The sequence below is a fragment of the Rossellomorea sp. KS-H15a genome (assembly GCF_024195245.1).
GTDB lineage: Bacteria > Bacillota > Bacilli > Bacillales > Bacillaceae_B > Rossellomorea > Rossellomorea vietnamensis.
In genome coordinates this window covers 1,491,326-1,516,835 of record NZ_CP096886.1, presented here as the reverse complement: position 1 = coordinate 1,516,835, position 25,510 = coordinate 1,491,326, and the positions used below count along the sequence as shown (strand labels likewise).

Here is a 25,510-nt window from a genome sequence, read left to right as displayed (position 1 = left end):
TTCAATACGTTTATGGTCCGTCCCTCAACCGTATTGAATCTCAAATTCTTTTACGAATACGGCATGACCGCTAATTTCGACTTCATACTCCCCATTTTCTTTCGTGATATGGACCTTCACTCTTCCGTCTTTGTTCATTTCTTTGCCTTGTTCGATCAGGAGAGTGTGAGAAGGTTGGTTTGATAGATATTCAGCGTAATAGACACCCATCACAGCTGACGCCGTGCCTGTGACCGGATCCTCTGCTGTTCCGGAATAGGCAGAAGAGAAATGCCGGCCGTGCATGTCTGCCTTTGGATCATGTGTTTCCAAGCAGAACGGATGGATCGAGGCATGAGGAATTTCTGTTAAGATTGTTGAAAATCGTTTATTTTCAGGTTTCATTTTCTGGAAGATGTGCAGTGATTTGACAGGGACTAATAGTGTCCAATTGCCGGTACTTCCATATACCATTGGCAAATCTTCATCGATATCCTCTCGCTTGAGTCCTATGGAATGAGCTAATTCGTCCAATGATCCTTGAAACTCACGGAACTGAGGTTTAGCCTGTTTCATTGAGATGGTATCGTCGCCTTCAATCTTAATCGGGAGGATACCTGCTTTTGTTTCAATTGTATAATGTGATTTATCCTCGAATAACCCTCTTGATCTTAATGCATATATTGTGCCAATAGTACCGTGTCCACACAGGTTCATTTCATTCCCTGGTGTAAAAAATCGGATCCCGAGGTCGGCAACATCGGATGCTACTGGAAAAGATGTCTCATTAAATCCGACCTTGAAAGCAATCTCCTGCATTTCTTCATCTGTAAGGCTGTCACCATGTAATACGATTCCAGCGGGATTCCCTTTGTCCGGGATGGTGGTAAATGCGTCGTAGTGTAGGATGTTTATGGGTTTCACTTTTGTTCCTCCGTGGTTCTTCAGGTGTTATTTAGAATTCACGTTATTTTGCCTTAATGCAGACACAAACATGGTCCGGATACTGATCCTCAATATCTTGCAGGTTATATAACATCGACTTAAGAAGCGTTTGAGCTTCTATGCTTTTTCTAATACTCCCTGGTAAAGACATCTCTAGGAATCCATCCCCCTCTTTTATGTCAGGTTGTTTTTCACATATTCGTATGATTGAATTAATTGTCCCTAGTGCAAGGACGGATACACTTGCACATACGATATCTTCACCATGATTTGAGAATAAGGCATGACCTGATATTGAAAAACCTCTTATCCCATCATCATGTTGTTTAAATTTTATTGTAATCATAAAAAAACTCCTAAAAGCTTAAAGCTTAAATTCCTCTATTATCTTCTCTGCAACCTCTTCCGGACTCATATCCGTATTATTAATCTTTATATAATTCTCTCTTTCTATTTCTCCTTCGAGGGAGTTCAATCGAAGCTTCTCCAGGGACGCCAGCAATCTTTTTTCAGAGTCCTCAATATTACGTTTGGACGGTTTATGCTGCAGGCGGTTCGGAGTAATGTTCCTTTGAAGCCTCACCTCAAGGTCGGATTCAAGCTCAACGAAGTATACCTCTGCCCCGTTGGATTCAAAAATGGTTGTGACCTTCTCGACCCATTTCCAGTCCTGTTCTTCGTTGAATGCCCACATGAAGGTGAAGATCATTCCGTACTGATCCGTTTTCGCAAATGATTGAAAAATTTCTTCTCTCATCATTCCGCATATTCTCCACATTTCCTCCGTAAATCCGAAGAAAGGCTGAAGCAGCTCGATGGTCATGTGGTTATGAAATAGTTTCAGTTCTGTTCTCTTTTCTAATTCCTGGCCTACCGTCATTTTCCCGACGGCCTGGGGTCCGAATAGTAAGATGAGTTTCATTGAAATGCCCCCTCTTTTGTTTCGCTCTATGAATCCGATCTGATATCAGGGCTCTGATCGGCTTTTTCAGCCTCTTTCTTCGCCGTCTCGATGTTCTCAGAATGAATATTCTTCATTCCTTCAAAAAAAGCATACCGTTCCCGGCAAAAGGCTCCGACGTTTTCACTATCCTTTAGAAGGTTGTCTACGTAATAAGTCGATTCCTTGATTCTTCGCTCCACATCAGCGAGGTCCCCCGTCACGGAACCGTGACCCGGGACATGAACATGCACCGTATGATCTCGCAGAATCGATTCAGTCTTCTTCAACGTTTTCTTATAATCTATGTAACTGCTGAATATAAACGGGAACTCAACATCAGATAAATAGTCTCCTGATAAAAAGATACCCAAGGGCTCTACAACCGTGAAGAGGCCATCGTGTGTGTGGCCCGGTGCTTTGTAGAATGTGAGTGAAAGATCACCGAGATCGAGTTTTTCACCATCACGGGAAATCGCGTGATCCACTTGAGGATAGTGGGGCTCGTAGTCTCTTTTTATATAATACCGCTGATCGAACTGATGAATCTTTTGAACGATTTCGTTTTTATATTCATGATTTTTGAGTTCTTCCGATGCGATTACCTTTGCTTCCGGGAAGGCACCTGAACCGATGATATGATCAAAATCACTGTGGGTGTAAATGATATATAGGGACTTTTCCCCTAACTCTCTATCCACATACTCACGAATGGCCTGGACTTCCTGGGGAAGCCAATTGGGATCGGTCAGGATCATCACTTCGTCAGTTTGAATGACGGCGGATGTTGTTTGATATAACGAGCTTTGAAAGACGGTTAGGTGTTCATTTGTAAAATGGATCATGGGTACCTCCTTATGTCATGTAAATCTACTCTTTTAAACTTTTGGCAAATCCGGTACTTTTAGCCACATATCCTCTGTTTCGATAGAATGCATGTGCCTTCAATCTCTCATCCCTATTTCCACTGTTCAATCCAATACCGGTAGCGCCTATATATTTTGCCCATTGCTCTGCCTCAGCCACTAATTCATGCCCAATGCCTTTATTGCGAAAAGTTGAATCGACAACGAGGGCGACAATCCGGACATAGCAACCATCCATTTCGTAATAATATCCCTTTACCAATCCGATCATCCCGGCCACTTTCTCATTACAAACAGCTACTAATGTACGGTAATCAGGGCTTGATTCAATCCGATCAAATCTAGACCTCATCCCTTCCAGGCTTGTCGGATAGCCGAGCTGATTCATTAATTCTGCTAACTCTGTCATATCGCTTTGGATCGCTTCTCTAATCTCCATACCTCTCCTCCGTCACCGCCGTAACTTGTAGATACTACGTCACTCTAAACCTCTTCTTAATCATCCTGATCTGCCCCCGATGGTTCAATTCATCTTCGAACACGTGGAACCATTTGAAGTAGTTGTTGGCAGGATGATCCCAACCATAAGGGGTAACATGTTCTAACCATTCGTCATTTGCAGCGGCTAAGAAATTCAGTGTTTTCAATCTCGTATTTTCGAGTGCATGTTCATAAAATGCCAGGTCCTTGCCTCTGATTTCTTGCTTAGCATCCTCGCCAAGAACGATGCCGACACTTAATTCTTCCCACTCTTCATCGGTCAGGTCCCTGGCTTCAAATGTCATGATCTGAAATGCTTTCTCAAGGCTTGCCATATGGTACAGGAGCATGCCGATTGAATTGCTGTTCTCATCAAAGTGGTAATCGAGTTCCTCCTGTGACAGCCCTTTGATTTCACACATTGTAGTATGTCTCGTATAGTCCATCATGGAAATCAGTCTTCCGATTTCTGGTGTGAACCCTTTTCTTTCGCTGATAAAAAATAATTCATGTTCTTGTGTATTCACGGTTTCCTCCTTGTATTGCTTTTTTATTCCATATCGCTCTCATACTTTTCTGGCAGAAGTTCCATCACATTACACTTCACTAATTCACCCCGGTAAGAAAGGATGACATCGGTTTGGGACCCGTAATCACTGATTAATTCCCGGCACATCCCACAAGGTGCGACGACCCAGCATTTCTCGATGTCTTCGTGTGGATGGGGGTGTGCTACAGCAACAATCGTTTCAAATTCGTGGTCTCCTTCAGAGATGGATTTCCCAAGGGCCATCGCTTCGCCGCATACGGTGATCCTGCCGACGTTTGCTTCGACGTGGACAGCTGCATAGACTTCTCCGGATGTTGCTCTGACGGCTGAACCGATGTGGTGCCGACCGTACCGATAATTCGTTTCTATGACTCTTTCTGCTTCTTTGATCAGTTCATAGTCTCTTTCTTCTAATGGTTTAACGTTTAACATGTTGCACTTCCTTTTTTCATATTTGTTCTAAAATCATTTCCACTATCTCATCCTGCGTCATTTCATCCGTTAATTGCACTTCTCCATCCACATGGAGATAGTCCTCCGCATTCCACCAGGCACGTAAAGAATCCTCACCGAATTCTGTCCTTTTTGAACGGGCGTTATGTCGACGGACGGTTTCTTGAAACGATAAATCGTAGTAGTAGGTATGGGCTTTTCCGTTATAAAATTGGATCAACTGCCGAAGCACATCCCCGTAGCGTTGTTCGGAAAAGATTCCTTCCACTATGACGTATTCACATTTCCCTCTGCCGTATTCTGCGATCTGCCTGATCAGTTCCATGGACAGGTTGCCGTCCCGGTCCTGTACCTTTAACATGTCGCGGCGGACGACATCTTGGGAAACAAGGAGCGTCCCCCTTCCAAAATGTTCTTGAAGACGTTTGGCGGTCGTTGTCTTTCCGCTGCCGGAATTTCCTCGTATGATGATCAATGTTGATTCCATAATTCCTCCCAGGTGGTTATAGCTCTATAGTGTATTTTTCCAGTAAATCTTTTAATGCCGGTCTTTCATTTCCATCCCTGCCCACCACGTGCGTTGCCGTGATCAATGAGTTCAATACTGCTTCTTCCGTCGCTTCTCCAATGGCGCGGAATGCAAGATCGATTTCTTCTTCATGAATCATCGGGACAGACATAAATTGAGACGTTTGGTCATGGGGGATCTTCGTTGCCGTCGAGAATCCAATGACCACTTCCCCGCTCCCGGTTGTGATGATGGAGCCTGTACGGGATAATCCTGTAATCGTCCGCTTGATGATTCGGTTGAGCTGTCTTTCGGACACGGGGAGGTCCGTCCCTGCAATGATGATGATCGAGCCTTTGTCCTGTTCTTCGCAGGATTGGAGGATTTTTTCCTTCAGTTCTTCTCCGATGGCCCTTCCGTTTATGGTCAGGTCGCTTAATATCCCGAAATTTGTCAAAACGAGGACACCCATTGTGTAGGTCCCGTGCTCCATCTTCATGATCCGTGAAGCCGTCCCGATTCCTCCTTTAAGGGAGTAACAGAGCATGCCGGTACCGGCTCCTACCGTCCCCTCTTCAACGAATGAGGAAGTGTTTTCCAACGCCTGCCGGAAATGGTCTTTCGTGATGAAACGTGCCCTAATGTCGTTTAAAAACATGTCATTGCACTCACACACCACAGGATTGACAGTCCCTGTCGTTCTGCCGATTTCCGGATTTTGTTCGAGCATGTAATCGATCAGGGCGTCGGCGGCTGTACCGATGCTTAATGTATTCGTTAATAGAATGGGAGTTTCCAAGGTTCCTAGTTCATTGATCTGAATCGTCCCCATCGTTTTGCCGAACCCGTTGATGACATGGGTGGAGGAGATGAGCTTCTCTTTGAATAGGTTTCCCTGGTGAGGCAGGATCGCCGTGACGCCCGTTTGCCTATCTTTTTCACTAAGGGTGACGTGCCCGACCGTCACTCCTTCTACATCAGTGATTGAATTGTTGGGACCCGTTTCTAACTTTCCTATATTCACTTCGTAGTCCCGGATTCTTTTTTGTGCAGGATTGTTCATCATGGCCCCCCATTAGGTGAATATTCCGAAAAATTCGGTTGTGAAGAATAGGAGTAACGTGATGGATAAATAGGCTAGCTGTGAAAGGGTGAATTTATAATCATTGGGATTCTCTGAATGTTTCTTTTCAAAGATGGCCCTGACTGTTTCCGATACCAGGCAAAAACCGAATACCATTATATACGGTTGCAAGTACCATACTCTTCCTTCTTGATCCATATTGAAAGCATGATAGATGCCTCCAATGACAATGAGGATCAGAAATGTGATTCGAATCATCCAATCCAGTTTTTTATGATGATCATTCACATGGTTATACGAGAACCTCTTCTTTCTTTTGACGTTCAGTATTTTTCTCATTCCTGCATTAAATAGGAAGATGGACAGAGCGTAGATTGATAAGAATAGGAAACTCTTTACTAAAAAATGATCCAACTAATCGTTCTCCTCCTATGTAGTCAGTTACATACCAATTATTCCAAAATATTCATATAAACTCAATCCTTTCTTGGGTAAAGACATTCCTTGCCCGGTAATCATGCGGGATTTTAAAAAATCGTGCGGGTTCTGGATTTTTCATGCTGGACTGAAGATAATCGTGCGAGACTGGATTTAATCATGCCGGTTTCAAGTGGAATCAAGCCTCAACGTCGAATCTTCTTAATTTGGAAGCACCAAAAAAAACGGCTTTGACTGATAAAGGTCTAAGCCGTTTTTCACGTTTCAACACGCGGAAATTCGATGACAAACTCCGTACCGATCCCTTCTTCACTTTCCACCGTGATGCGCCCTTGGAAGGAACGGATGATTTGATAGCTGACCATCATCCCGAGACCGGTACCCTTTTCTTTGAGAGAATAATAGGGAGAGCCAAGGCGGTCGACTTGGTTCGGGTTCATGCCGATTCCCTGGTCTTTGATGATGATCCTGATATGTCCGTCATCGGATGAGTGACAGGCGATCCAGACGGTTCCACCTTCCGGCATGGATTCCACGGCATTTTTCAGGATATTGATCAGGGTTTGGTTCAGCTTTTGAGGGTTTGCTTGGATCCAGCAGTCATCCGCTATATCGGATTTAAACTCCACCTGCTGGTTTATGTTGAATGTTTGAATGAGCGTGGTGACACGCTTTAACTGTTCACCGACATTGATGGTCCCATATGTATTGAGGGAAGGCTTGCCGAACGCCAGGAAGTCGCTGATGATTTCATTGGCACGGTCCAATTCTTCAATGGATACCTTGATATATTCCTTCTTATGTTGAGGTAAGTCCGGCTCATCGAGTAGCTGAAGAAATCCACGGGTCACCTGCATAGGGTTTCGGATTTCATGGGCAAACACACTGGTCAGCTCACTGATCATCCTGAATTTCTCCGCATCCTGGACCTCTAGCCTCAGCTGATGGGTCTCGCGGATTTTTTCAATCAATACCGTACAGAAACAGGTAACGGCCACTGTAAAAAGAAGATGGATACCTTGCACTTTCAAGACGGGGAGTGAGATTCCATTTATAAGACTGAACACCGTCATGCCACAGAGGCAATATAGGAAAGATAATCCCGCTGCAATCATCACTCTTCGATCCTTTTTCTCCCGCATAAACATTCGTTGAACGTACAAAATGACAGGCAGGGTGATAACCAGAACAAGGATTGTCGTATAGAGTCCCATGGTGATTCCCGAGGTCATGCGATAGAAGATAATCAGGACCGACAGAAAGAGCCCCGGACCTATCCCGAGGTATAATGTCCCGAGAAGGAGCGGAATAAATCGCAAATCGAGGCGGTCTCCTCCCGCATATTCCACCGGGAATGACATACATAACACGATGGACACTCCCCACAATAGGGCTACGAACATCTTGATTGTGCGGTCATTCTTTACTTTTTCCAGAATAAAGGTGAAATAACTGAATATCGGTATGATCATGAGGGTGAGCTGCAGCAGGAAATCTTTCACTATACTCATCTGGGCACCATTCGCCTTCTGTTTATATATGGTTCTATTTTAACAAAAAATCAGATGAAGATAGAGAATATTTCAACAATTTACGACATTTTCAGATTCTTTCAATATAGTCTGCCTGTCCGGCCGGATTTTCGTGAAGAAGATAATGATCCTCTGCCAGCCAGTATCTTCTCCTATACTTTTCGACCCTGGCCTGCTCATCCCCGAGATAGGTGTCCCGCCCGATGACTCTTTCGGTTCTGAGTTCGGTGGGACAGTCCAAAAAAATCACAAAGTCGAAGAAATCACGCCATTCCTTCCGCTGCAGGAAGACGCCTTCAATCAGGACCACCCTTACCCCGTCTAGGTGAATGGGTTTCGACACGACTGAGTCTGCACTGGATTCATAGATAGGTAACGTGATAGAGTCACTGCCTCCATGTAACCTTTCGAAAAGTTCTTTCCGAAGCAGTTCTATATTCCACTGAAGGGCATAATATTCATACCATTCCTCGTTCCCCGTTCCATACCGTTCGCTCTTTTCCACAATATAGTCGTCCATATGGAGGATGACCGCGTCACACTTTGCGAGTATTAATTCTTGTTTCAAACTTCGCGCCAGGGTCGTCTTTCCCGATCCACCTAAGCCATCGATCCCGACGATGAAAGGCCGATGTTTTAGATGATGTTGTCGATAGTGAGACAATAATGCTTTGGTGACTTTATGCATAATCTTTCACCTCGTATGTATCGTGCTTATCAAAATTATTCAGGGTTTGATGCGTTCTAGACCACCTATACTAGTATTACTTCACCGATAATGTATACCATTCATTCTTTCTTTTCGTAGGTTTTTCGCAAGTTCACTACATGATTGGGGTTCTTTTCCCACCTTCTCATGAGTTCGAGCTGCTTCGACTTTAAATCGGCATACGGTTCTTCCAGTACATCGACTTCGTTAAGTTTTCGTTCAAAGATGCCGGCAGCGTAAACTCTTTTATATCCGCCAAATCCTTCCCCATCATTCAGCAGCCACACCACCCTCCTGATTTTAGAGAAAAGGATCCCGCCTGTGCACATGAGACACGGTTCCACAGTAGTGTAGATCGTTAATGTCTCACCTTCTATTTTCGCTTTGAATATGGACGAACCGGCATTTCGGATGGCGTCCATTTCTGCATGGGCCGTTGCATCCTGGTGAGAATGGACACGGTTTCTCCCTGTGGAGATGATGTTCTGATTTTCATCCACGATGACAGCCCCTACCGGATACGTCTGATCGTTTAATGCTTTTTCGGCTTCCTCAAGCGCCAATTCCAGAAAGAATCGATCGTTGCGCATTTTCCCCCTCCTTATAAAACCCATATACCAATTATTTCAAATTAAGACGGATAACTCAATGAATAACTCAAAGGCTATTTTCTTTCATAAAAAAGAGGTCTGCCGCCTCCACGTTAAAACGTTAACGTGTCAGCGACAGACCTTTTTTACACGAATCTTATTCTTCTGAATCGTGATCTTCACGCTCTTCATCTTGCTTCTCAACATGGCTCTTATGGTGGCCATCTTTCTTGTTCACACCAGGAATGCCGGAGATATAGCCGACTCCTCCCGTTTCCATGATGCCCAGCGTATCTTTCATCGCTTGTTCCAATTCGTTTTTATCGACTGCTGTGATTTCTTTTTCATCAAGATCCGCTCCAGGATGTTGATAGTTACTTAGGACATAATTCGAATCTTTCATTGAATCCACCGCTCTTAATCCCGTTGCTTCAGCTCCAACCGGGACGGAAAGGATTCTGGAAAGCTTTTTCGTTTGTACATCGTACGCCCACACGAAGTTGTTCGTGTGCATGTCGCTGTCTTCTCCGATGAAGAGGGTATTCAGATCTTCTGAGAAGCTCAGGTTGTCAGGGTTTGCTACTAAATCAGGGTTTGCCGTGTTTCCTAGTGCATCCGGAGAACCTAGGTCCTCTCCTAATACAAATCCGCTCATGCTGGCAGGAACATAGCCACTGTCAATCTTCTCATCGTCACGATCCGTTTGACCTTCTTGAAGGTTCAATTCATACGTGACACCTGATTCAATCTTCGGAAGTTGAATGTCGTCCTGAACGGCTCCATCCTGCTTTTCCATGCTTCCTTCTTGATAAGAGATGGCCATGTACGCTTTATGATCTTCCGCGTTGACGGCAAGTCCCTCCATTTTGTTGAATTCAGAAGTCGCACCAAGGATGGCACCGTAACGGCGTGGTTCTAAGAAAGCCGCTTCTTTTTCTTTCCCTGGTTTCACTTTTAGATATTCGACAGAATCATGGGAATTGGTCTTAACAGCCGTAAATCCTTCAATCGGTTCTTCAGCTGTTTCGAAAATATCACTGAATGTCACTCCGCTGTCGATCATTTCTTTGATTTCTTTATCTGTACCGTGTCCAAGCTTGATCCAATTTAAATCACCAGATCCGCCTTTTTCTGTACCCGTTTGTTCGAACTTGGCAGCGTATAGAGTTCCTGCTGAGAAATCTTCCGCTTTGTCGGCTACATACATGAACATCATCGTATTGCCGCCGTCGTCTCCGAATAATGCCGTTTTGTTATCTGGAAGGACTTTCATCATTTCATGAGAGAAGCGCCCGGTGCTGTAATGTTTAACGACTGATGGCTCTCCATCATGAGATACCGAGATTTCAGGAATCCATCCATAGTTGTAAGGATTCGCCTTGGACTCATCGTTAAAATAATACTTGGCAAAGTTGCTTACTTCTTTGTAAGCATCAGAATCTTTATTTGCAAATTCCCGTGCATCCGGCTCATATTCCTCTGAACCAAGATGAGTTCCCCAGTCCGTAGTGGAACCGTTACACGGATTCCATAGTCCGTCTACACTTGAAAAATCAATCTTATGTGCTTCTTTCACTGAAAGCTTGCCCGATTTCTTATCCTGGTCAAGTTCAGAAAGGGTCATGGAAGCAGGCAGACCGGAAATCTCCTCACCGGCATTGTTCTGTGAATCGTATTCGAAATGGGAAATCATAAATGACTTGTTCCCTTTCGTCAGAAGGCTATTTGAATCTGGAGCATCCGAGATGAAATAGGAAGGATCTGTTGGAACGCTCGTATCCATGATTGGATCACCGTTCACATCAATCGGGGTTCCAGCCGGTATCATTTCCCCTTTGTTGGAGACGATTTTATCCTTTGATAGGTAGAGCTGATCATAGTTAAGAGGTAATTCTTTAACTGTTCCATCTTTATACGTCACTTTCACTGTTGCTGTTGTATAGGTTTTTACCATGTTTTTAATCGTATCAGGCGCTTTCATGGAAGAAAATTCAACACTCTCGATTTTCTTGTGTGAATCTTTCTTTTTTCCGTGCTCCCCATTATCGTGAGCCATGGCTGTTAAGGATGAAGATGCAAGTAATGCCATCGATAATCCAATTGATAGTCTTTTTTTCATCTGTAATACCTCCTCAAGTATTTGCTACTATTCTAGTAAAACATGGGATGATTAAGGCAGTATGAATACAAGAGGGGAAAATTAAAGTCTATGTAAATATTCGTTTACTTTTCCATATCAATTCATGTGTAAATGGACACGGGTCAATGTGTGGTGATTTAAGTAGAGAGATCACCACACATTCAAACGATAAAGAAAAAGCGACGGTTTTTCCCGTCGCCATTGATTAAGATTCAACTGCTGTATCCAATGCATCAAACGGTTCTTTCTCTTTCGAAGTGATCGTATAGACGGTCTTTCCTTTTTGCCATTGCACGACAGTTTCCGGATGTTCCTTGAATCCGTTGATCGTAATGACACCCTTTTCGTCTGGTGCAGGTAGGTAGTTCTTTTCAAGATAATCTACGACTTTCTTTCCCATGTCCTCCGCTCCATCATATCCATCAATGCGATACTCCGGATCTGTGGGAAAGTTGACTTTGATCAGCCAGTCACCTTCATTCCAGTATAGATACTCATGACCGGCTCCGCCTTCCTGAAGCCCTTTGATTCCATGGCCCAGATCGATGTTCGTCTGCTCGACCTTCTCATACCCTTTTATGACCGCTGCAGCGTCCTCAGCAGATTCATACTGCTGCTTTTGGATATCTTCATTTTCACTGCTGGTATCACTATTTGTTTTGTCACTACTGCCCCCAGCATCTTCATTAATCTCACTATCAGCGCCGTTTGTATTCTCGCCAACGTTGTTATCTCCATTGTTATCTTCATTCATGTCAGATGAAGTTTCCGTTTGATTTTGATCCTGCGACTGATTGCTTTCGTCCTGATCGGATGCAGTCCCGTCTCCGCTGCAGGCTGATAAAAGAAATGCACTGCCTAGAAGGAGGGCTGCAGTATTTATTTTGATCGACATTTCTGCACCACCTTTTAACGTATGTATACCACATAAGAATAGAAATATTCAAGAATTGTTGGTAATGGAGTTATCGATTGGAAGAAGAAGGGTATGGTCAAGGGTAAGCAAAATGAGGTGAAGAAACTATGAGAATGACTAAGGTGGATCTGATGACCTGTTTACTATCCAGGGATCAGCATTCTTTCAAGAGGTTTTATCAGGATTATGAAAGGTTTATGTTCCGGACAGGCTATCGGGTGACGGGATGCAGGACGGAGACGGCACAGTTGATCCTGATGGTCGTGAAAAATATCTGGGACCAACCCACTGTCATTTCCAGATCACCGGATCGCCACTTATCCGTTATTTTGCAGAAATTGATGGTAGATCATAAGTAAGACCGTCTCATTAATGGAAGAACAAAAATCCTTGAAGCGAGGAGTAAAGCCAAAGCAAGCCTGCTGAGAGCAGTAACCATCCCCTACCCTTGTGATTTCTCTGAATTTCTTCTATTCCCATGATTCCAATGGACAGACCAGCCATCAACATCATGAGTTCAACCCATTTAAATTCCTGCATCACCAGTACATAAGTGAACAAGACGAAACTCGCCAAAGAGAAAATAGTGCCTAATATCCTTAACAAAACCTCACTCCTCCTTTCCCGTGTGAAAAAGTCAATCTCTTTCATGATTTCCCCTTATTTTTGTGATACTTCTTCCTCATGCCTTTTGGTCCTTTTATATTCTTGCACGGACCGTACCAACATAATGGTCATGCCCCCGATCAGATAGATCGGCTGACTATCGAAATGATCTTCGATGATTACATCCTGGAACAGGATAAAACAGCCATATAGAACCCAAAAGCCGGTGAAGTACATGGCAAACAGCCAAAATCTTGGATACATTTTTTCTTTTTTCATGTTATCGCTCCTGTGTTTAAGTGAATATCGATATCCTCCAAAGCACCCTGCTTCACATACCGAATCAGTTTCTCCGTTTCCCCGTGAACACGTTTGACACCAGTTTCACTCCGAAACCAATTATCTTCGTTGGTATTGTCATCATCTACAGGACATAGGGTGAATGAGATCCAGTCCGGCATATACGTTTTTAGTGTCAGATGCAGCCTTCTCATGTGATAGGAAGTCGTCACGACGAGCAGGCGCTGGATATTGTGCAAATGAAATTCCCGATCCAAGACGAGTAGGGAAGCAAGCACATTTTCAAGGGTATGCAGGGAAAGGTCTTCTGTTAAGATATCTTTCTCCGAAACTCCTAATAATATTGCTTCTTCCTTTAATTGAAGTGCTTCCGTATACTCATTTTCCGGCCACTTCACACCACCGGAAAACAAAATCTTACCAGCCCTTCCCTCTTTATAAAGCTCCACCGCTTTCGGTAATCGGTACTTCACAGCTTTGCTGCTGCCTGCAACAAAGATACAATCCCCTTTCAATTGATCGTCATGAATAGAAGAGAATAATAGTTGTGACATTTGGTCCTCTGTGAGATGTTCATGGTTTAATTTAGAGATGTACATTCCGACCCTCGCTGTCTTCATTATCTTGTTATTTATTTCGATAGACTCTTTTCTTTTTTAATCGTTTGAAGTGTCAAGATCAACCCCGTAAATCCCGCTAAAAATGATGGGGGAAGACTCCACATGAGATATCTCCAATCTCCCGTGTACAAAGAGACGAAGAGAAAGAGAATGGGAAACCCGACTAATACGATGAGCGACACAAGTAAAGCCAATGAATTCATGTTTTTCATAGCTAACCTCCTCTTTCTTGATTTTAGCACTCTCTATATTTTAACATAATTTTCCTATATGTGATTCTCCCCAACAAAAAAAGAGGCACTTTGCCAATCCAGAAAAGTGCCCCTTGCTTCATCTTTTAAATAACAGGAAAAGAATAAGGAAAATGATCATTCCCAGAAATAAAAGATAGCCCATCCCCATGCTGTATACAAAATAGACTCTTACATGGAGGATGATGCGGATAATATGAAAGATCAGGATGCACAGAAGCACCATAATGACGATGTTGACCAATCTGTCCCGGTTTCGATACATAGAAATCAGCTCCAATCAAAGAGCATCGTACAAGATGAAACTTGTACCCTTTGTCTTTCTATATACCTATTTTCCTTTGCCCCTCAATATTCATCAAACCTCGATCGCCTCCAGCTGCTTACGTAAATCTGAAAGCTCATTCTCGAGTTCGTCCAGCTTCCTTTGTTGGATATCCGTGTTTCTGCCGAAAGATTCGAGCTTCTCAAGATCCCCCTGGATGCGGATATAATCTAATTTCACTTCGTTGACTTTGTATTCCAATTCTTCTTTGGTCACGTTGTCTCCCTCCTTTCATCATTTGATTGATCGAATCCTCTTGTATGAATCAAGTAAAATTGCCGTGCCAGAAATGCAGGGGTATAAGGCATATCATTCCGCAGCCACGATTCAATGGTCCCGATGATCGCCGCCGCGTCGTACCATATGAAGATTTCCTGCTGAATGCCTGCTTTTTGCACGAAAGACGCCTCTCCCCTGCTTTCGATCCTCGTTACGAGCCAGTCTGTGAAAAAGGTCAGGATCCTCTCTTTGAAAACGGGGATTCTCCTCGTCGCAAGAACCGTCTTATAAAACTTCCCATTCTGGGAGATATGTTCAAGGAACCTTTCCAGCACCTTGATATTTTCTTCATGATCCGGGTGCTCGTCCGTTTCCGGTTCTCCCAACACGCTTGAAATCTCAAGGATCATCTCATCAGCCATCTTATCAAGCATATCCGAAATATCCTGATAATGCAGGTAAAACGTCACCCGATTGATGGTAGCCGCTTCGGTCAGCCGATTGACGGTTAATTTCTCAAGATCCATCTCCTGTAACAATTGGACGAATGCGTCTTTCAACAGCTGGCGTGTGCGAAGGATCCTCGGATCGGTCTGTTTCTTCTTTTTATTCATATCATCTCCCCTTCCTCGAGACTAATTGACGATTTCATTGTTTCTGTTGAGTTTTTCGGGATTAAACAACAAGGTCATTCAGAGTGTTAACTAATCAACACAACCCACTGTACTGTTCATTGAAAGCTTCCCGGATAGCTTCTATAATTTAATTTATGTTTTGTTTAGTATACTACACAATGTAAATTAAGCACACGAAAGGAAGTGGAAAATAGTGAGTACCGCTACAAGCTCCATAAAAAAAGGCCCTGTCATGACCATTATGATTCTTGGCGCCTTTTTTACCATATTTAATCAAACGACTATGACCGTCGCCCTTCCCACGATCATGGACGTGTTTAGCATTGATGCGTCCACAGGGCAATGGCTGACGACGGGATATATGCTCGTGAACGGTGTTCTGATTCCCGTCACCGGCTTTTTAATGCAGCGCTATACGACAAGGCAGCTATTCCTGAGTGCCATGCTGATCTTTCTTGTAGGTACGATTGTTTCAGCCCTCGCACCCAATTTCCCTGTTTTGCTGACGGGACGGCTGATTCAGGCTGCATCCACAGGGATCATCATGCCGCTCTTGATGAATGTAGTACTGAAACTCTATCCACCGGAAAAAAGGGGAACCGCCATGGGAACCGTCGGCCTGGCGATCATTTTCGCTCCGGCGATCGGCCCGACACTGACAGGCTATGTCCTTGATGTGTTCCCTTGGCAGACGTTATTTTATGGAATGATTCCGTTCATTCTGATCATCATCATATGCGGATTTATTTTTCTCAGGAATGTGTCGGAAACGATTGAAAGCAAGATGGATATGATCAGCTTGATCCTTTCCACGATTGGATTCGGGGCCTTGCTTTACGGGTTCAGTGAAGCAGGAAGTGAAGGCTGGGGCAGTTTCGAGGTCATTGCTACACTGGCTGTCGGGGTTGTGGCCGTCGGGCTCTTTTCATGGAGGCAGCTGGTCACAGAACGACCATTTCTTGATCTTAAAGCATTCCGCTACAATATGTTCACGTTGACCACCCTCATTAATTGCGTGATTACGATGGTCATGTATGCAGATATGATCCTGCTTCCGTTATATCTTCAAAACGCCCGTGGGTTCACTGCGTTAGAAGCGGGATTCCTGATGCTGCCCGGTGCATTACTGATGGGGCTCTTGAGTCCTGCGGTGGGAAGATTGTTTGACCGTTTCGGGGCAAAATGGCTTTCAGTCATCGGAATCACCATTATACTGGTCACGACGTACACGTTTACGGATTTATCAGATTCCACGAGCTATATGCATCTGATCCTGATGTACGCCGGACGCCGAATAGGGATGGCCCTCTTCCTGATGCCGTTGCAGACGGCCGGGCTGAACCAGCTCCCATCAAGTCTCCATTCACATGGGACCGCCATTTCCAATACGGCAAGGCAGGTCGCCGGTGCCATTGGGACGTCCCTCCTCGTTACGATCATGACGAGCCGGACGAAAGATCATCTCCAGGACATTATGATGGAAGGCACAGGTGCATCGAAAGCCCATATGATCATGGAAGCATCGATCGGGGGCATCAACGATACCTACTTCGCAATCATGATCATCGGAGCCGTCAGCTTAGTCCTGTCCTTCTTCATCAAGAAGATAGAACAGGCACCCGAGGAGACACTCACGTCGCGTTCCAGTTAATTTGAAGAAAGGCATCATCCTTTGATGGGTGATGCCTCTTTTTGGTTATTCAGAAAAAATATTGAACGAATACCCCTCCGTAATAAATACGATGAATATAACCAGTCCGAGTAATGTAACGAGATACTCTTTCTCTCCAGATCTCCACTGCATATAGGCGTTAAATAGGAAAATAACCGCGAGGATCAACATATTCTTTAGCCCTGAAGGAAAAAATACGACATTGACAAAGAAAATAATCCACAGAATCCGTTTCCCCCATTTATGCAGGGTATTGACTTCCTCCGCTTCAGGCCTCCTCACAATATTCCATTTCTTCCTGACTGTTTTTTCACTAACATAAAAAATCAATATGAATACACCAATATACAAAATAAATTGATAGAGTCCATTCAGGATGCTATTCATCTGCGCAGGCACTCACTTTCTATGAATTTCAATTCTATAGTTGAATGTGGAACCAATAAAAGTAGCTTATTAACACCACACTGATGGCCATGATGAAAGTGTAGTGACCATTTTTAGCTTTTTTCGTGCCCCCGAAATAAAAATAAAGGGCTCCCAGCAAGAAGACGATGTATAGAATGACTTTTATAAGGAAATCCATATTCTCACCTCTTGTTTAGGATTTTTTGCTACCATGATAGCCTGTCACAATGATCAGTGTAAGTAGATTCAGGTATTCATAAGATTGGTTCGATTCATATTCCAAAGAGTATCTCTTTGAAACCTAGAATCCAGTGTATCTACGAGCTTCTCCGTCGTCTCCTCAACAAACCGAGAAATTTCATCCGGGGTTAAATAGTCAAATGGATAATTCGGATCCAAAGCGAAGGTATACGAGTCGCTAAGATAAAACTCCGTGATCCGCTTGATTTGTCTCGTAATCTGATTTTCCGGAAAGATGTCCAGGTAATCCGGGAAACGATCAATATGTTGGAAAACCCGATGGAAAATCGTTTCCTTGTTTTCCTGTAAGTACACAAAGTCCGAGCCATACCAATCCCCTTTTACCTTTTTCGTATATTCAGGCGTTCTGAGAATCGTTTGATAAACCGGTTCTTTCTTCTTTTCACGATGCATCCGGCTCCACTCCACATCCGTCACGAGATGAAGGTAGTATCCTAAGTAAAAGGACGAGCGTGGATCGGTGAAATTGTCTTCCTCCTGTATGTATTTTTCCCAAAACAATTCAGGGTTTATTTTCCCATCATCTTTAAAGTGGGTTGCGATCTTGTCAGGATAGAAGATGCCTGTCTCTGGATCTGGCAAACCACAATCCGGCCCGATATTCCCCACGACAAACTCTTTTTCAGAGGCCCGCAATCCTCTATTCAGCAGATTCTCTGCAATTCTGAAATGTGCCATCCACGTTGCCAATATGTTCAGTCCCCTTTTCTCCTTATTTTCCGAACAGCAAAAAAACACTCTTCTATAATAGACGATTGTGAAGACCGTTAAGTTTCACTAAAACCACCATTTCCCATTTATTCAAAATAATAAAAAATAAGCATTGAATTGCCCTTATTAATTTGAAATAATTGGAATTGCCATTTTAATTCCAATTACCAGAAAAGAGGATGACATATGTTGAAAAAGATACCATTCAGGCGGATACGTTGGCCTGGGTGGGTTGTGCTGATCGTAATAGGATTTTCTTTCATTTATGGGATGGCCCAGCTCGTCGATGCGATCCGGTTCGCCCCTGAATCGGAAGCAACATCTCCACCGGGCATTGAATTCAAGACGGAATCGACGGATGCAGATACGTATACAATGTCCATCGAAACTCCGGTTATGGAGGATCCACAAATCAATAAGCCTCTCAAAGACTGGATCAAGAAAGAAAAGAAAGGCTTTTTAAAAAGGGTCAAACAAAACAAGAAAGAGCTTGGAGAAGGGTACCGGGCCCACCTCATCATCCAGGCCGACAGCAGGAAATCGACACAGGATACATATAGCATCATGTTTCACTCGTACCAACTGGTCAATGATGTACGGGGAAAAGAGCAAGTGAAGACCTTTACCCTCAATGTGCCAGAAGGGAAGTTCATCAAGCTGCCGGACATCATGACGACGAATGATGAAATGATCCAGATGATCCGGACCCGTATTCAAAGGCAGCCCAATGCGAAAATGCAGGAAGCGTTAAAGGATCCGGCAACCTGGAATTGGACATTAAACGGGAAGGCACTCACCTTGTATTTCAATGATATCGAAGAAGCCGGTCCCACCAGGGTGGAAATCCCCATCCATGCCATTTTCCCCTATCTAGATGATAAGACAGCCGACACTCTGGAAGTGGCAAAGACGTCGATCGAAATGGGGGAGAAATATGTGGCCCTCACCTTTGATGACGGCCCCGATCCTCACGTGACACCACGAATTTTAAACGTACTGAAAGAACATGACGTCCAGGCAACCTTTTTCATGTTAGGCAGTCAGGCAGAGAAATACCCGGCCGTTGCGAAGAGCGTGGCAGAAGCCGGACATGAAATCGGCAATCATACGGATCATCATAAAGATTTAACGAAAATAGGAAGAGAACAGATGACTCAGGAAGTCTTGGCTTCCCGTCAGAAAATCATGGATGCGACGGAGGAAATCCCCATCATTCTGCGCCCGCCTTATGGTGCGATCAACGAAGATGTAGAAAGGATAGCGAATGATAATGGGACTTCACTCGTCCTCTGGTCCGTCGACTCACTTGATTGGAAAAACCAGAATGCGGCTGCCATCACTTCTGTCGTGCAGAAGGAAATCGCTCCCGGGGCCATCATCCTCCTCCACGATGTGCACTCCACCACGGCCGACGCGTTACCGACCCTGCTTACGACTCTTGAAAAAGAGGGTTATCATTTCCTCACCGTCTCTCAACTTCAGTCGAAGCTGGCAGCGAAAACCGCAAGCCCCTTTTACGGGAATATGAAAAAGGGATGAAGCTTGTATTATGCTTCATCCCTTTCCTTTAATCATCATTCATACCCTTACCGTCCAAGATGTGCTGTACATATTTCTCAACCCTCGACTCCCGGGTTTTCGATTGTTTCGCTTTTGAAATAAACAGGATATAGGCGCGCTGACGTCCAGGCGTCAAAGCTTCAAATGCTGTTTTCAGCTCAGGCATGTCTTCGAATTTCTGTTGAAGTTCATCTGGCACGGAATATTCTTCCGTCTTCTTCAGTTCCACTTGTAACCCTGCTTTTTCGACTTCTATCGCTTCCTGTATGTACGCTTCCAGGGTCGACTTCATTTCAATGATCTCTTCTGCACTGGTGAACCGGATCTGCCGGGCTGCCTGCACATTCTCCGTCTGTTGGATCAGAATCCCTTGAGGATCCTTGAGTAACGCTCCTTTGTGAAACAAGAGGGCACAGTAGTCTTTGAATCCATGCATCAACACGATGTTTTTTCCCTCTAACGTGTAGCAAGGATGCATCCACTTGATTTCTTCCTCCAGTTCCTCAAAGGAAAGAAGGATGCTTCTTAGCCTTTCATATTCTTCCTGCCACTGCTTCGCTTTTTTAATGAATCCATCAACCTTGCGACTTGGCTTGATCACATGCACCACTCCTTTCTTCTATTTACGCCAAAAGCCTGTGAATTCAGCTTTTTCTTGAATATTATAGGAGATCATATCCTCAAGCAGTTTGTAATTGACGGGATCTTTCCACGGGATGCGAAATAAACCTTTCGTCGCACTGTAGCCGGCTTCTTTAATGCGGTCGGCGAAATGCACCATTGTGACTTCTTCAGGTGCAACGCTTACATGATGCTTCGCAGTGGAAATCCCGATGATAAAGGTACCGTGATCCGTAAACATCGGCGTATTCCACTTGATGACAGGTTCCAATTGCGGGAATGTCTCCTGCACCCAGGTCAGGATTTCCTCCATCCGCGCACGATGATCGGGATGATCGATACCTTCTAAATAGCTTGAAAAGACGTCCATATTATTTCCTCCTTATCTCTGCTTTTCTTCGTAAGACTGTGATAAACCCGTCCAGAATATCATGGGAAATCGTGAAACCCTTTCTCTGATAAAATGCCAGGGCATCATTATTCCCATTCGAGGTGAAGACAAAATAATCCTCAACATTGTCAAAATCCGCCAACCATTCCATCGACATATTGTACAGTTTCGATCCAATTCCAAATTGTCGATACCCTTCTTTTATGTAAAACTGGGAGAGACACCCTACGTTCTCTCTTTGGACAGTCGAAAGGTCGAAAAACGTGGCAAAGTCATTCGAATAGGCTTCCTTTGGTGAGATGTTCGTATACACATAAGCGATGACTTCGTCCTGTCGATCGTGATCCTTCACGACCACCAGGTAATTATGTACGGCATTTTCTATAGACGGCAGCATCCGAGTTTCAAAATTCATGCTGTCAAACCGTTCCGGCGCAATGGATGCTTTCGACTTTTGGAAGAGCATCAGTTCATTGCAAAGATCCCGGCAGCATTCGGCCTCTTCTTCAGGAATTACTTCATATTGTAGATTCATCTTTATCATTCCCTTGTTATAAGCTTGCATCATCTCTTATGTAGATATTTCTCGATTGGTTGGCGGTTCTCCTTTATGATCAAGAAGAATCTCCACGAGAAAGTAGTTTTTCGAGGGGCAAATGGCTCTGCTAAACCATGGGGAACGTCCGCTCTCTCCTCATTATTCCAAACCCACGCAAACTACTCAAGAAAATGATCAATAATTTGTTCTACATGAGATTCTTTTTTTAAACGAAAACAAAAAAGCCCTTTGTCGTTCATAGACAAAGAGCTTCCTTTTAATGTCCGACGGCTTTATCAAGTCCGCCCGGCTGATTGTGAACAGCCAGCCTGTTCACAAGTTTATTGCTTTCTTCATTCAATCCGATCAAGGTGACCTTCACACCGTTCTGGTGATATTTGATGACCACTTTATCAATGGCCCCAACAGCTGAGTCATCCCAAAGATGGGCATCTGTAAGGTCCAATGTCACTTCCTTCACCTGTTCAGTAAAATCAAATGATTCAACGAACTCCGTTACGGAAGCAAAGAACAATTGACCCGAAACCCGATACACCTTTTTATGCGGTTGATCGGTGGATAGCGTCGTGATCTTCACTTTCGAAATCTTGGAGGCAAAGAATACGGCACTCAAAATGATTCCAACCAGTACCCCTTTTGATAAATCATGTGTAAAGAGCACGGTCACGACCGTCGCCAACATCACGACCGTATCCGTTAATGGCGTTTTGTGAAGATTCTTGATGGAAGCCCAATCGAATGTCCCGATGGAAACCATGAACATCACACCGACTAACGCAGCCATTGGAATGGTGACAAGGAAATCGTTCAATAACAGGATCAAGATCATTAAGAAAACACCGGCTACCAGAGTAGACAAACGTCCTCTCCCGCCTGACTTCACGTTGATGACTGATTGACCGATCATGGCACAACCAGCCATTCCGCCAAAGAAAGCAGAAACGATATTCGCAATCCCTTGTCCCTTTGCTTCCTGGTTCTTATCACTTGTTGTATCCGTCATATCATCCACGATGGATGCGGTCAATAAGGACTCAACCAATCCGACAATGGCAATGGAAAGCGAATAGGGAAAGATGATTTGTAACGTTTCAAAGGTAAACGGAATATCCGGGATCAGGAAGATTGGTAACGACTGAGTAAGCTGTCCCATGTCACCAACCGTTCTAACATCACTATTGATCAAAACAGCAACCACTGTGATGGCAATGATGGCCACCAACGGGGATGGAACTGCTTTGGTGAATCGTGGGAGAATATAAATAATCGCCAATGCTCCGGCAACCATCGCATACATGACCCAAGACTCTCCTACAAAGTGTGGTAATTGCGCCGTAAAGATCAGGATAGCCAAGGCATTGACAAACCCGATCATGACGGACCGCGGAACGAACTTCATTAATCGGCCTAACTTACATACACCCATAATGATCTGAATGACACCCGTCAGAATGGTGGCGGCCAATAGATACTGCAGCCCATGATCGGCCACAAGATTAACCATCACCAGAGCGGTGGCACCGGTCGCGGCGGATATCATGCCGGGACGCCCACCTACAAACGCAATGACCACGGCAATACAGAAGGAAGCGTACAATCCGACCATCGGATCGACACCTGCTATGATCGAGAACGCAATGGCTTCCGGAATCAAAGCCATGGCTACAACCGTTCCTGCCAGGACATCCCCTCGGATGTTTCCAAACCACTGAGATTTAATTGTTGATAAATTCATTATGCACCTCTTTTTCAAAAATTTTGTTGTTGACTTTCAACTCTCATGAAAGTCGGGTCCGTTAAACACAAGGGCCATTATATAACGAATCCTACCTATTGTGAAGCCTCCAATTAAACGTTCACAAACCTCGTTTTCTTTCATTTTCTTATAAATACGTTCATTTTCGACAGGATTCAACCTTCCATTAATTTTACATAAATGAGTGTAAAGGATATTTGATGATGATAGTCGAATACCTTACATATCTCGAAACAACATAGAAAGGAGATTCAATCATGTTCAATAAAATTTTATTAGCAACAGATGGGTCGGACCATTCTATTAGAGCAACTGAAAAAGCCATCGCCCTTGCCTCCTGCCAAAAAAACGGCACCATTGAAGTGGTGTATGTCATTGATGGGAGACAATCAAGAGACGATGTACTGCAGCATTGGGGGACCGATGCCGCTGATCATAGAAAGAAGAAGCTTATACTCATCGAACAGAAAATCAAACATGCGAAGATTAACTATACAACGCATTATTTACACGGGGAACCGGGTCCCACGATCGTCAAGCATGCGAACGAACACCAATTTGATGCAGTGGTTATTGGGAGCAGAGGATTGAACACTCTTCAGGAAATGGTCTTGGGAAGCGTGAGTCATAAAGTAGCGAAGAGAGTGAAGTGTCCCGTGATGATCGTAAAATGACAGAACCCCTTGGGCCCACTGGCCGAAGGGGTTCTGTTGTATCGACTATTACCTATCCGTTTTTATTCACCGGTCTCCGCAAAACGATGGATTCTTTCCCCAACCTCATCACGTACGCGCTGAAAGAATGCCCATTTCTCTTCTTCGGTACCTTCCGCCTTTGCAGGATCATCGAATCCCCAATGAACACGTTTCACATGAGGAGGTGTCATTGGACATTTATCCGCTGCATCTCCACATAGTGTGACAACAAGATCAGCGTTATTCAGGATTTCAGGATCGATGATATCAGATGTTTGATTTGTAATGTCGATATCGACCTCTTTCATCGCTTTTACCGCATTAGGATTTAAACCGTGCGCTTCGATTCCTGCGCTGTAAACATTCCACTCGTCACCTAAATGTTTTTTCGCCCAGCCTTCCGCCATTTGGCTTCGGCATGAATTCCCTGTACATAAAAAGTAGATGGTTTTCTTTGACATATTGAATCTCTCCTCTAGTGTTTGTTAGATGATTAATAACCAGATATAAAGCCCGACCAGTGTGATGAATAGGGTTGGGATGGTCAGGATGATGCCTGTTTTAAAGTACGTGCCCCAGGAGATTTTCACTCCTTTTAATGAAAGGACATGGAGCCACAATAATGTGGCCAGCGATCCAATCGGGGTGATCTTCGGTCCTAAATCCGAGCCGATGACGTTTGCATAGATCAACGCTTCACGGGTGACACCGGTCGTATCCGTACCGGCAATCGCCAGGGCATCGATCATCACTGTCGGCATATTGTTCATGATGGACGATAGGATTGCCGCGATGAATCCCATTCCGACCGTGGCCGCAAATAATCCTTGATCCGCCGTCATCTGGATGACATCCGCTAATACATTGGTCAGGCCAACGTTACGAAGGCCATAAACGACCACGTACATACCGATCGAGAAGAACATTATCGCCCAAGGAGCCCCTTTGATGACGGTTTTCGTATTGACGGCTGCACTTCTTCGGGCCATGAACAAGAAGAAGATGGCTACGATCCCTGCAATGATGGAAACCGGCAGGCCAATGAATTCACTGGCGAAATAGCCGATTAGGAGAATTGAGAGCACCACCCAGGAAAGACGGAACATCTTGATATCCTGTATGGCATCCACCGGTTTCTTAAGCTGAGAAACATCATAATTCTTCGGGATGCTCTTTCGGAAAAAGAGATAAAGGACCAATATGCTTGCCCCTAATGAAAATAGATTCGGAACGATCATGCGGGATGCAAACTCCACAAACCCGATTCCGAAGAAGTCAGCCGACACAATGTTCACCAGGTTACTCACCACTAAAGGAAGAGATGTTGTATCCGCGATGAAACCGCTGGCTATGATGAACGGAAACACAAGCTTTTCACTGAAATTCAGGTTCCGTACCATCGCAAGGACGATCGGTGTCAGGATCAGAGCCGCTCCATCGTTAGCGAAAAGAGCCGCCACTACTGCACCTAGGAGTGATACATAAACGAACATTCTCACACCGTTACCTTTTGCCGCCCTTGCCATATGCAAGGCAGCCCATTCGAAAAATCCGATTTCATCAAGGATGAGAGAAATAATAATAATAGCAATAAATGCTAATGTCGCATTCCAGACGATGCCGGTCACATCGACCACATCGCTTAAATCGACAACCCCAACAATCAGCGCGAGTAACGCTCCGCCCATTGCGGACCAACCGATGGAAAGCCCTTTTGGCTGCCAAATGACAAGCACGAGGGTGATGAGAAAAATCACAGATGCTAATATAATCATAATTCCTTTTTTACC

Annotated in this window: 35 protein-coding genes; 4 read left to right on the top strand and 31 right to left on the bottom strand. The window is 44.3% G+C overall.

The window, feature by feature from the left end; genetic code table 11:
* Positions 1 to 24: 24 nt before the first annotated feature.
* The 15 genes from M1J35_RS07840 to M1J35_RS07770 form a co-directional block, all read right to left on the bottom strand.
* Positions 25 to 903 (bottom strand): PhzF family phenazine biosynthesis protein, encoded by an 879-nt coding sequence (locus M1J35_RS07840; RefSeq protein ID WP_254653311.1) that lies wholly within the window; start codon positions 901 to 903, stop codon positions 25 to 27.
* Positions 904 to 946: 43 nt separating this feature from the next.
* Positions 947 to 1,270 (bottom strand): ribosomal-processing cysteine protease Prp, encoded by a 324-nt coding sequence (locus tag M1J35_RS07835; protein ID WP_254653310.1) that lies wholly within the window; start codon positions 1,268 to 1,270, stop codon positions 947 to 949.
* 18 nt (positions 1,271 to 1,288) lie between these two features.
* A complete protein-coding gene (locus M1J35_RS07830; RefSeq protein ID WP_254653309.1) occupies positions 1,289 to 1,846 on the bottom strand; it encodes a DEAD/DEAH box helicase family protein in 558 nt (185 codons plus the stop codon).
* Between the two features lie 26 nt (positions 1,847 to 1,872).
* Entirely contained in the window at positions 1,873 to 2,709 is an 837-nt protein-coding gene (locus M1J35_RS07825) for an MBL fold metallo-hydrolase (RefSeq protein WP_254653308.1), read from the bottom strand.
* 25 nt (positions 2,710 to 2,734) lie between these two features.
* A complete protein-coding gene (locus M1J35_RS07820; protein WP_254653307.1) occupies positions 2,735 to 3,169 on the bottom strand; it encodes a GNAT family N-acetyltransferase in 435 nt (144 codons plus the stop codon).
* Between the two features lie 34 nt (positions 3,170 to 3,203).
* Positions 3,204 to 3,659: a DinB family protein gene (locus tag M1J35_RS07815; RefSeq protein ID WP_254653705.1), complete on the bottom strand. Its 456-nt coding sequence runs from the start codon at positions 3,657 to 3,659 to the stop codon at positions 3,204 to 3,206.
* 101 nt (positions 3,660 to 3,760) lie between these two features.
* Entirely contained in the window at positions 3,761 to 4,192 is a 432-nt protein-coding gene (locus M1J35_RS07810; protein ID WP_254653306.1) for a cytidine deaminase, read from the bottom strand.
* A 16-nt stretch (positions 4,193 to 4,208) separates the two neighbouring features.
* Complete coding sequence (locus M1J35_RS07805; RefSeq protein ID WP_254653305.1) at positions 4,209 to 4,700, bottom strand: kinase; 492 nt, start codon at positions 4,698 to 4,700, stop codon at positions 4,209 to 4,211.
* Positions 4,701 to 4,716: 16 nt separating this feature from the next.
* A complete protein-coding gene (locus tag M1J35_RS07800; RefSeq protein WP_254653704.1) occupies positions 4,717 to 5,784 on the bottom strand; it encodes a DmpA family aminopeptidase in 1,068 nt (355 codons plus the stop codon).
* A gap of 12 nt (positions 5,785 to 5,796) precedes the next feature.
* Positions 5,797 to 6,219: a DUF4181 domain-containing protein gene (locus M1J35_RS07795; RefSeq protein WP_254653304.1), complete on the bottom strand. Its 423-nt coding sequence runs from the start codon at positions 6,217 to 6,219 to the stop codon at positions 5,797 to 5,799.
* Between the two features lie 281 nt (positions 6,220 to 6,500).
* A complete protein-coding gene (locus M1J35_RS07790) occupies positions 6,501 to 7,754 on the bottom strand; it encodes an ATP-binding protein (RefSeq protein WP_254653303.1) in 1,254 nt (417 codons plus the stop codon).
* Positions 7,755 to 7,845: 91 nt separating this feature from the next.
* The gene (locus M1J35_RS07785; protein WP_254653302.1) at positions 7,846 to 8,463 is read right to left on the bottom strand and encodes a kinase; all 618 of its coding nucleotides are present in this window, start codon (positions 8,461 to 8,463) and stop codon (positions 7,846 to 7,848) included.
* A 101-nt stretch (positions 8,464 to 8,564) separates the two neighbouring features.
* On the bottom strand, positions 8,565 to 9,074 hold the full coding sequence (locus M1J35_RS07780; RefSeq protein ID WP_254653301.1) for a nucleoside deaminase: 510 nt from the start codon (positions 9,072 to 9,074) through the stop codon (positions 8,565 to 8,567).
* Positions 9,075 to 9,231: 157 nt separating this feature from the next.
* Entirely contained in the window at positions 9,232 to 11,193 is a 1,962-nt protein-coding gene (locus tag M1J35_RS07775; protein ID WP_254653300.1) for a PhoX family protein, read from the bottom strand.
* Positions 11,194 to 11,419: 226 nt separating this feature from the next.
* Positions 11,420 to 12,109: a hypothetical protein gene (locus M1J35_RS07770; protein ID WP_254653299.1), complete on the bottom strand. Its 690-nt coding sequence runs from the start codon at positions 12,107 to 12,109 to the stop codon at positions 11,420 to 11,422.
* 128 nt (positions 12,110 to 12,237) lie between these two features.
* Between M1J35_RS07770 and M1J35_RS07765 the strand changes: the two genes are divergently transcribed.
* A complete protein-coding gene (locus tag M1J35_RS07765) occupies positions 12,238 to 12,489 on the top strand; it encodes a hypothetical protein (protein ID WP_254653298.1) in 252 nt (83 codons plus the stop codon).
* A 10-nt stretch (positions 12,490 to 12,499) separates the two neighbouring features.
* Here M1J35_RS07765 and M1J35_RS07760 read toward each other — a convergent pair whose 3' ends face one another.
* The 7 genes from M1J35_RS07760 to M1J35_RS07730 form a co-directional block, all read right to left on the bottom strand.
* Positions 12,500 to 12,781 carry a hypothetical protein gene (locus tag M1J35_RS07760; protein ID WP_254653297.1) on the bottom strand — a complete coding sequence of 94 codons (282 nt, stop codon included), beginning with the start codon at positions 12,779 to 12,781 and terminating at the stop codon, positions 12,500 to 12,502.
* Between the two features lie 9 nt (positions 12,782 to 12,790).
* Positions 12,791 to 13,015, bottom strand: coding sequence for a hypothetical protein (locus M1J35_RS07755; protein ID WP_254653296.1), 225 nt, complete (start codon positions 13,013 to 13,015; stop codon positions 12,791 to 12,793).
* The gene (locus tag M1J35_RS07750) at positions 13,012 to 13,656 is read right to left on the bottom strand and encodes a YdcF family protein (protein WP_254653295.1); all 645 of its coding nucleotides are present in this window, start codon (positions 13,654 to 13,656) and stop codon (positions 13,012 to 13,014) included. The genes M1J35_RS07755 and M1J35_RS07750 overlap by 4 nt, the downstream gene beginning before the upstream one ends.
* 11 nt (positions 13,657 to 13,667) lie before the next feature.
* Positions 13,668 to 13,868, bottom strand: coding sequence for a hypothetical protein (locus M1J35_RS07745; protein ID WP_224520866.1), 201 nt, complete (start codon positions 13,866 to 13,868; stop codon positions 13,668 to 13,670).
* Positions 13,869 to 13,986: 118 nt separating this feature from the next.
* A complete protein-coding gene (locus tag M1J35_RS07740; RefSeq protein WP_254653294.1) occupies positions 13,987 to 14,172 on the bottom strand; it encodes a hypothetical protein in 186 nt (61 codons plus the stop codon).
* Between the two features lie 93 nt (positions 14,173 to 14,265).
* A complete protein-coding gene (locus tag M1J35_RS07735) occupies positions 14,266 to 14,448 on the bottom strand; it encodes an SE1832 family protein (protein WP_159361495.1) in 183 nt (60 codons plus the stop codon).
* Positions 14,445 to 15,065: a TetR/AcrR family transcriptional regulator gene (locus M1J35_RS07730; RefSeq protein WP_254653293.1), complete on the bottom strand. Its 621-nt coding sequence runs from the start codon at positions 15,063 to 15,065 to the stop codon at positions 14,445 to 14,447. Before M1J35_RS07730 ends, M1J35_RS07735 begins: the two co-directional genes overlap by 4 nt.
* A gap of 253 nt (positions 15,066 to 15,318) precedes the next feature.
* On the opposite strand from M1J35_RS07730, the gene M1J35_RS07725 reads away from it, so the two are divergent.
* The gene (locus M1J35_RS07725) at positions 15,319 to 16,737 is read left to right on the top strand and encodes a DHA2 family efflux MFS transporter permease subunit (RefSeq protein ID WP_254653292.1); all 1,419 of its coding nucleotides are present in this window, start codon (positions 15,319 to 15,321) and stop codon (positions 16,735 to 16,737) included.
* Positions 16,738 to 16,782: 45 nt separating this feature from the next.
* On the opposite strand, the gene M1J35_RS07720 is transcribed toward M1J35_RS07725, so the two are convergent.
* The 3 genes from M1J35_RS07720 to M1J35_RS07710 form a co-directional block, all read right to left on the bottom strand.
* The gene (locus M1J35_RS07720; protein ID WP_254653291.1) at positions 16,783 to 17,145 is read right to left on the bottom strand and encodes a DUF4181 domain-containing protein; all 363 of its coding nucleotides are present in this window, start codon (positions 17,143 to 17,145) and stop codon (positions 16,783 to 16,785) included.
* A 34-nt stretch (positions 17,146 to 17,179) separates the two neighbouring features.
* Positions 17,180 to 17,344 carry a hypothetical protein gene (locus M1J35_RS07715; RefSeq protein WP_254653290.1) on the bottom strand — a complete coding sequence of 55 codons (165 nt, stop codon included), beginning with the start codon at positions 17,342 to 17,344 and terminating at the stop codon, positions 17,180 to 17,182.
* Positions 17,345 to 17,412: 68 nt separating this feature from the next.
* A complete protein-coding gene (locus M1J35_RS07710; protein WP_254653289.1) occupies positions 17,413 to 18,117 on the bottom strand; it encodes a zinc dependent phospholipase C family protein in 705 nt (234 codons plus the stop codon).
* Between the two features lie 207 nt (positions 18,118 to 18,324).
* On the opposite strand from M1J35_RS07710, the gene M1J35_RS07705 reads away from it, so the two are divergent.
* Positions 18,325 to 19,677: a polysaccharide deacetylase family protein gene (locus tag M1J35_RS07705; protein ID WP_254653288.1), complete on the top strand. Its 1,353-nt coding sequence runs from the start codon at positions 18,325 to 18,327 to the stop codon at positions 19,675 to 19,677.
* 28 nt (positions 19,678 to 19,705) lie between these two features.
* On the opposite strand, the gene M1J35_RS07700 is transcribed toward M1J35_RS07705, so the two are convergent.
* The 4 genes from M1J35_RS07700 to M1J35_RS07685 form a co-directional block, all read right to left on the bottom strand.
* On the bottom strand, positions 19,706 to 20,299 hold the full coding sequence (locus tag M1J35_RS07700; protein ID WP_371928715.1) for a YdeI/OmpD-associated family protein: 594 nt from the start codon (positions 20,297 to 20,299) through the stop codon (positions 19,706 to 19,708).
* An 18-nt stretch (positions 20,300 to 20,317) separates the two neighbouring features.
* Positions 20,318 to 20,689 carry an iron chaperone gene (locus M1J35_RS07695; protein ID WP_254653287.1) on the bottom strand — a complete coding sequence of 124 codons (372 nt, stop codon included), beginning with the start codon at positions 20,687 to 20,689 and terminating at the stop codon, positions 20,318 to 20,320.
* 1 nt (position 20,690) lies between these two features.
* Positions 20,691 to 21,245, bottom strand: a complete 555-nt coding sequence (locus tag M1J35_RS07690; RefSeq protein ID WP_254653286.1) for a GNAT family N-acetyltransferase — start codon at positions 21,243 to 21,245, stop codon at positions 20,691 to 20,693.
* Positions 21,246 to 21,525: 280 nt separating this feature from the next.
* Positions 21,526 to 23,004, bottom strand: coding sequence for a SulP family inorganic anion transporter (locus M1J35_RS07685; RefSeq protein ID WP_254653285.1), 1,479 nt, complete (start codon positions 23,002 to 23,004; stop codon positions 21,526 to 21,528).
* A gap of 278 nt (positions 23,005 to 23,282) precedes the next feature.
* Here M1J35_RS07685 and M1J35_RS07680 point away from each other — a divergent pair, with 278 nt between their 5' ends.
* Positions 23,283 to 23,699, top strand: a complete 417-nt coding sequence (locus M1J35_RS07680) for a universal stress protein (protein ID WP_224520880.1) — start codon at positions 23,283 to 23,285, stop codon at positions 23,697 to 23,699.
* A gap of 62 nt (positions 23,700 to 23,761) precedes the next feature.
* On the opposite strand, the gene arsC is transcribed toward M1J35_RS07680, so the two are convergent.
* Together arsC and M1J35_RS07670 are read right to left on the bottom strand one after the other, a co-directional pair.
* Positions 23,762 to 24,181, bottom strand: coding sequence for an arsenate reductase (thioredoxin) (gene arsC / locus M1J35_RS07675; RefSeq protein WP_034762123.1), 420 nt, complete (start codon positions 24,179 to 24,181; stop codon positions 23,762 to 23,764).
* A 24-nt stretch (positions 24,182 to 24,205) separates the two neighbouring features.
* The gene (locus M1J35_RS07670; protein WP_305882337.1) at positions 24,206 to 25,495 is read right to left on the bottom strand and encodes an arsenic transporter; all 1,290 of its coding nucleotides are present in this window, start codon (positions 25,493 to 25,495) and stop codon (positions 24,206 to 24,208) included.
* Positions 25,496 to 25,510 lie beyond the last annotated feature (15 nt).

Bases quoted from the DNA above. Each gene is read 5' to 3' on its own strand.
- M1J35_RS07805 (WP_254653305.1), bottom strand. From the start codon at position 4,700: ATGGAATCAACATTGATCATCATACGAGGAAATTCCGGCAGCGGAAAG.
- M1J35_RS07780 (WP_254653301.1), bottom strand. From the start codon at position 9,074: ATGCGCAACGATCGATTCTTTCTGGAATTGGCGCTTGAGGAAGCCGAA.
- M1J35_RS07690 (WP_254653286.1), bottom strand. From the start codon at position 21,245: ATGAATCTACAATATGAAGTAATTCCTGAAGAAGAGGCCGAATGCTGC.
- M1J35_RS07830 (WP_254653309.1), bottom strand. From the start codon at position 1,846: ATGAAACTCATCTTACTATTCGGACCCCAGGCCGTCGGGAAAATGACG.
- M1J35_RS07755 (WP_254653296.1), bottom strand. From the start codon at position 13,015: ATGAAAAAAGAAAAAATGTATCCAAGATTTTGGCTGTTTGCCATGTAC.
- M1J35_RS07670 (WP_305882337.1), bottom strand. From the start codon at position 25,495: ATGATTATATTAGCATCTGTGATTTTTCTCATCACCCTCGTGCTTGTC.
- M1J35_RS07770 (WP_254653299.1), bottom strand. From the start codon at position 12,109: ATGTCGATCAAAATAAATACTGCAGCCCTCCTTCTAGGCAGTGCATTT.
- M1J35_RS07730 (WP_254653293.1), bottom strand. From the start codon at position 15,065: ATGAATAAAAAGAAGAAACAGACCGATCCGAGGATCCTTCGCACACGC.
- M1J35_RS07680 (WP_224520880.1), top strand. From the start codon at position 23,283: ATGTTCAATAAAATTTTATTAGCAACAGATGGGTCGGACCATTCTATT.
- M1J35_RS07740 (WP_254653294.1), bottom strand. From the start codon at position 14,172: ATGTATCGAAACCGGGACAGATTGGTCAACATCGTCATTATGGTGCTT.
- M1J35_RS07800 (WP_254653704.1), bottom strand. From the start codon at position 5,784: ATGAACAATCCTGCACAAAAAAGAATCCGGGACTACGAAGTGAATATA.
- M1J35_RS07745 (WP_224520866.1), bottom strand. From the start codon at position 13,868: ATGAAAAACATGAATTCATTGGCTTTACTTGTGTCGCTCATCGTATTA.
- M1J35_RS07705 (WP_254653288.1), top strand. From the start codon at position 18,325: ATGTTGAAAAAGATACCATTCAGGCGGATACGTTGGCCTGGGTGGGTT.
- arsC (WP_034762123.1), bottom strand. From the start codon at position 24,181: ATGTCAAAGAAAACCATCTACTTTTTATGTACAGGGAATTCATGCCGA.
- M1J35_RS07790 (WP_254653303.1), bottom strand. From the start codon at position 7,754: ATGAGTATAGTGAAAGATTTCCTGCTGCAGCTCACCCTCATGATCATA.
- M1J35_RS07820 (WP_254653307.1), bottom strand. From the start codon at position 3,169: ATGGAGATTAGAGAAGCGATCCAAAGCGATATGACAGAGTTAGCAGAA.
- M1J35_RS07785 (WP_254653302.1), bottom strand. From the start codon at position 8,463: ATGCATAAAGTCACCAAAGCATTATTGTCTCACTATCGACAACATCAT.
- M1J35_RS07810 (WP_254653306.1), bottom strand. From the start codon at position 4,192: ATGTTAAACGTTAAACCATTAGAAGAAAGAGACTATGAACTGATCAAA.
- M1J35_RS07835 (WP_254653310.1), bottom strand. From the start codon at position 1,270: ATGATTACAATAAAATTTAAACAACATGATGATGGGATAAGAGGTTTT.
- M1J35_RS07815 (WP_254653705.1), bottom strand. From the start codon at position 3,659: ATGATGGACTATACGAGACATACTACAATGTGTGAAATCAAAGGGCTG.
- M1J35_RS07765 (WP_254653298.1), top strand. From the start codon at position 12,238: ATGAGAATGACTAAGGTGGATCTGATGACCTGTTTACTATCCAGGGAT.
- M1J35_RS07750 (WP_254653295.1), bottom strand. From the start codon at position 13,656: ATGAAGACAGCGAGGGTCGGAATGTACATCTCTAAATTAAACCATGAA.
- M1J35_RS07760 (WP_254653297.1), bottom strand. From the start codon at position 12,781: ATGAAAGAGATTGACTTTTTCACACGGGAAAGGAGGAGTGAGGTTTTG.
- M1J35_RS07685 (WP_254653285.1), bottom strand. From the start codon at position 23,004: ATGAATTTATCAACAATTAAATCTCAGTGGTTTGGAAACATCCGAGGG.
- M1J35_RS07720 (WP_254653291.1), bottom strand. From the start codon at position 17,145: ATGAATAGCATCCTGAATGGACTCTATCAATTTATTTTGTATATTGGT.
- M1J35_RS07725 (WP_254653292.1), top strand. From the start codon at position 15,319: ATGACCATTATGATTCTTGGCGCCTTTTTTACCATATTTAATCAAACG.
- M1J35_RS07775 (WP_254653300.1), bottom strand. From the start codon at position 11,193: ATGAAAAAAAGACTATCAATTGGATTATCGATGGCATTACTTGCATCT.
- M1J35_RS07695 (WP_254653287.1), bottom strand. From the start codon at position 20,689: ATGGACGTCTTTTCAAGCTATTTAGAAGGTATCGATCATCCCGATCAT.
- M1J35_RS07715 (WP_254653290.1), bottom strand. From the start codon at position 17,344: ATGGATTTCCTTATAAAAGTCATTCTATACATCGTCTTCTTGCTGGGA.
- M1J35_RS07825 (WP_254653308.1), bottom strand. From the start codon at position 2,709: ATGATCCATTTTACAAATGAACACCTAACCGTCTTTCAAAGCTCGTTA.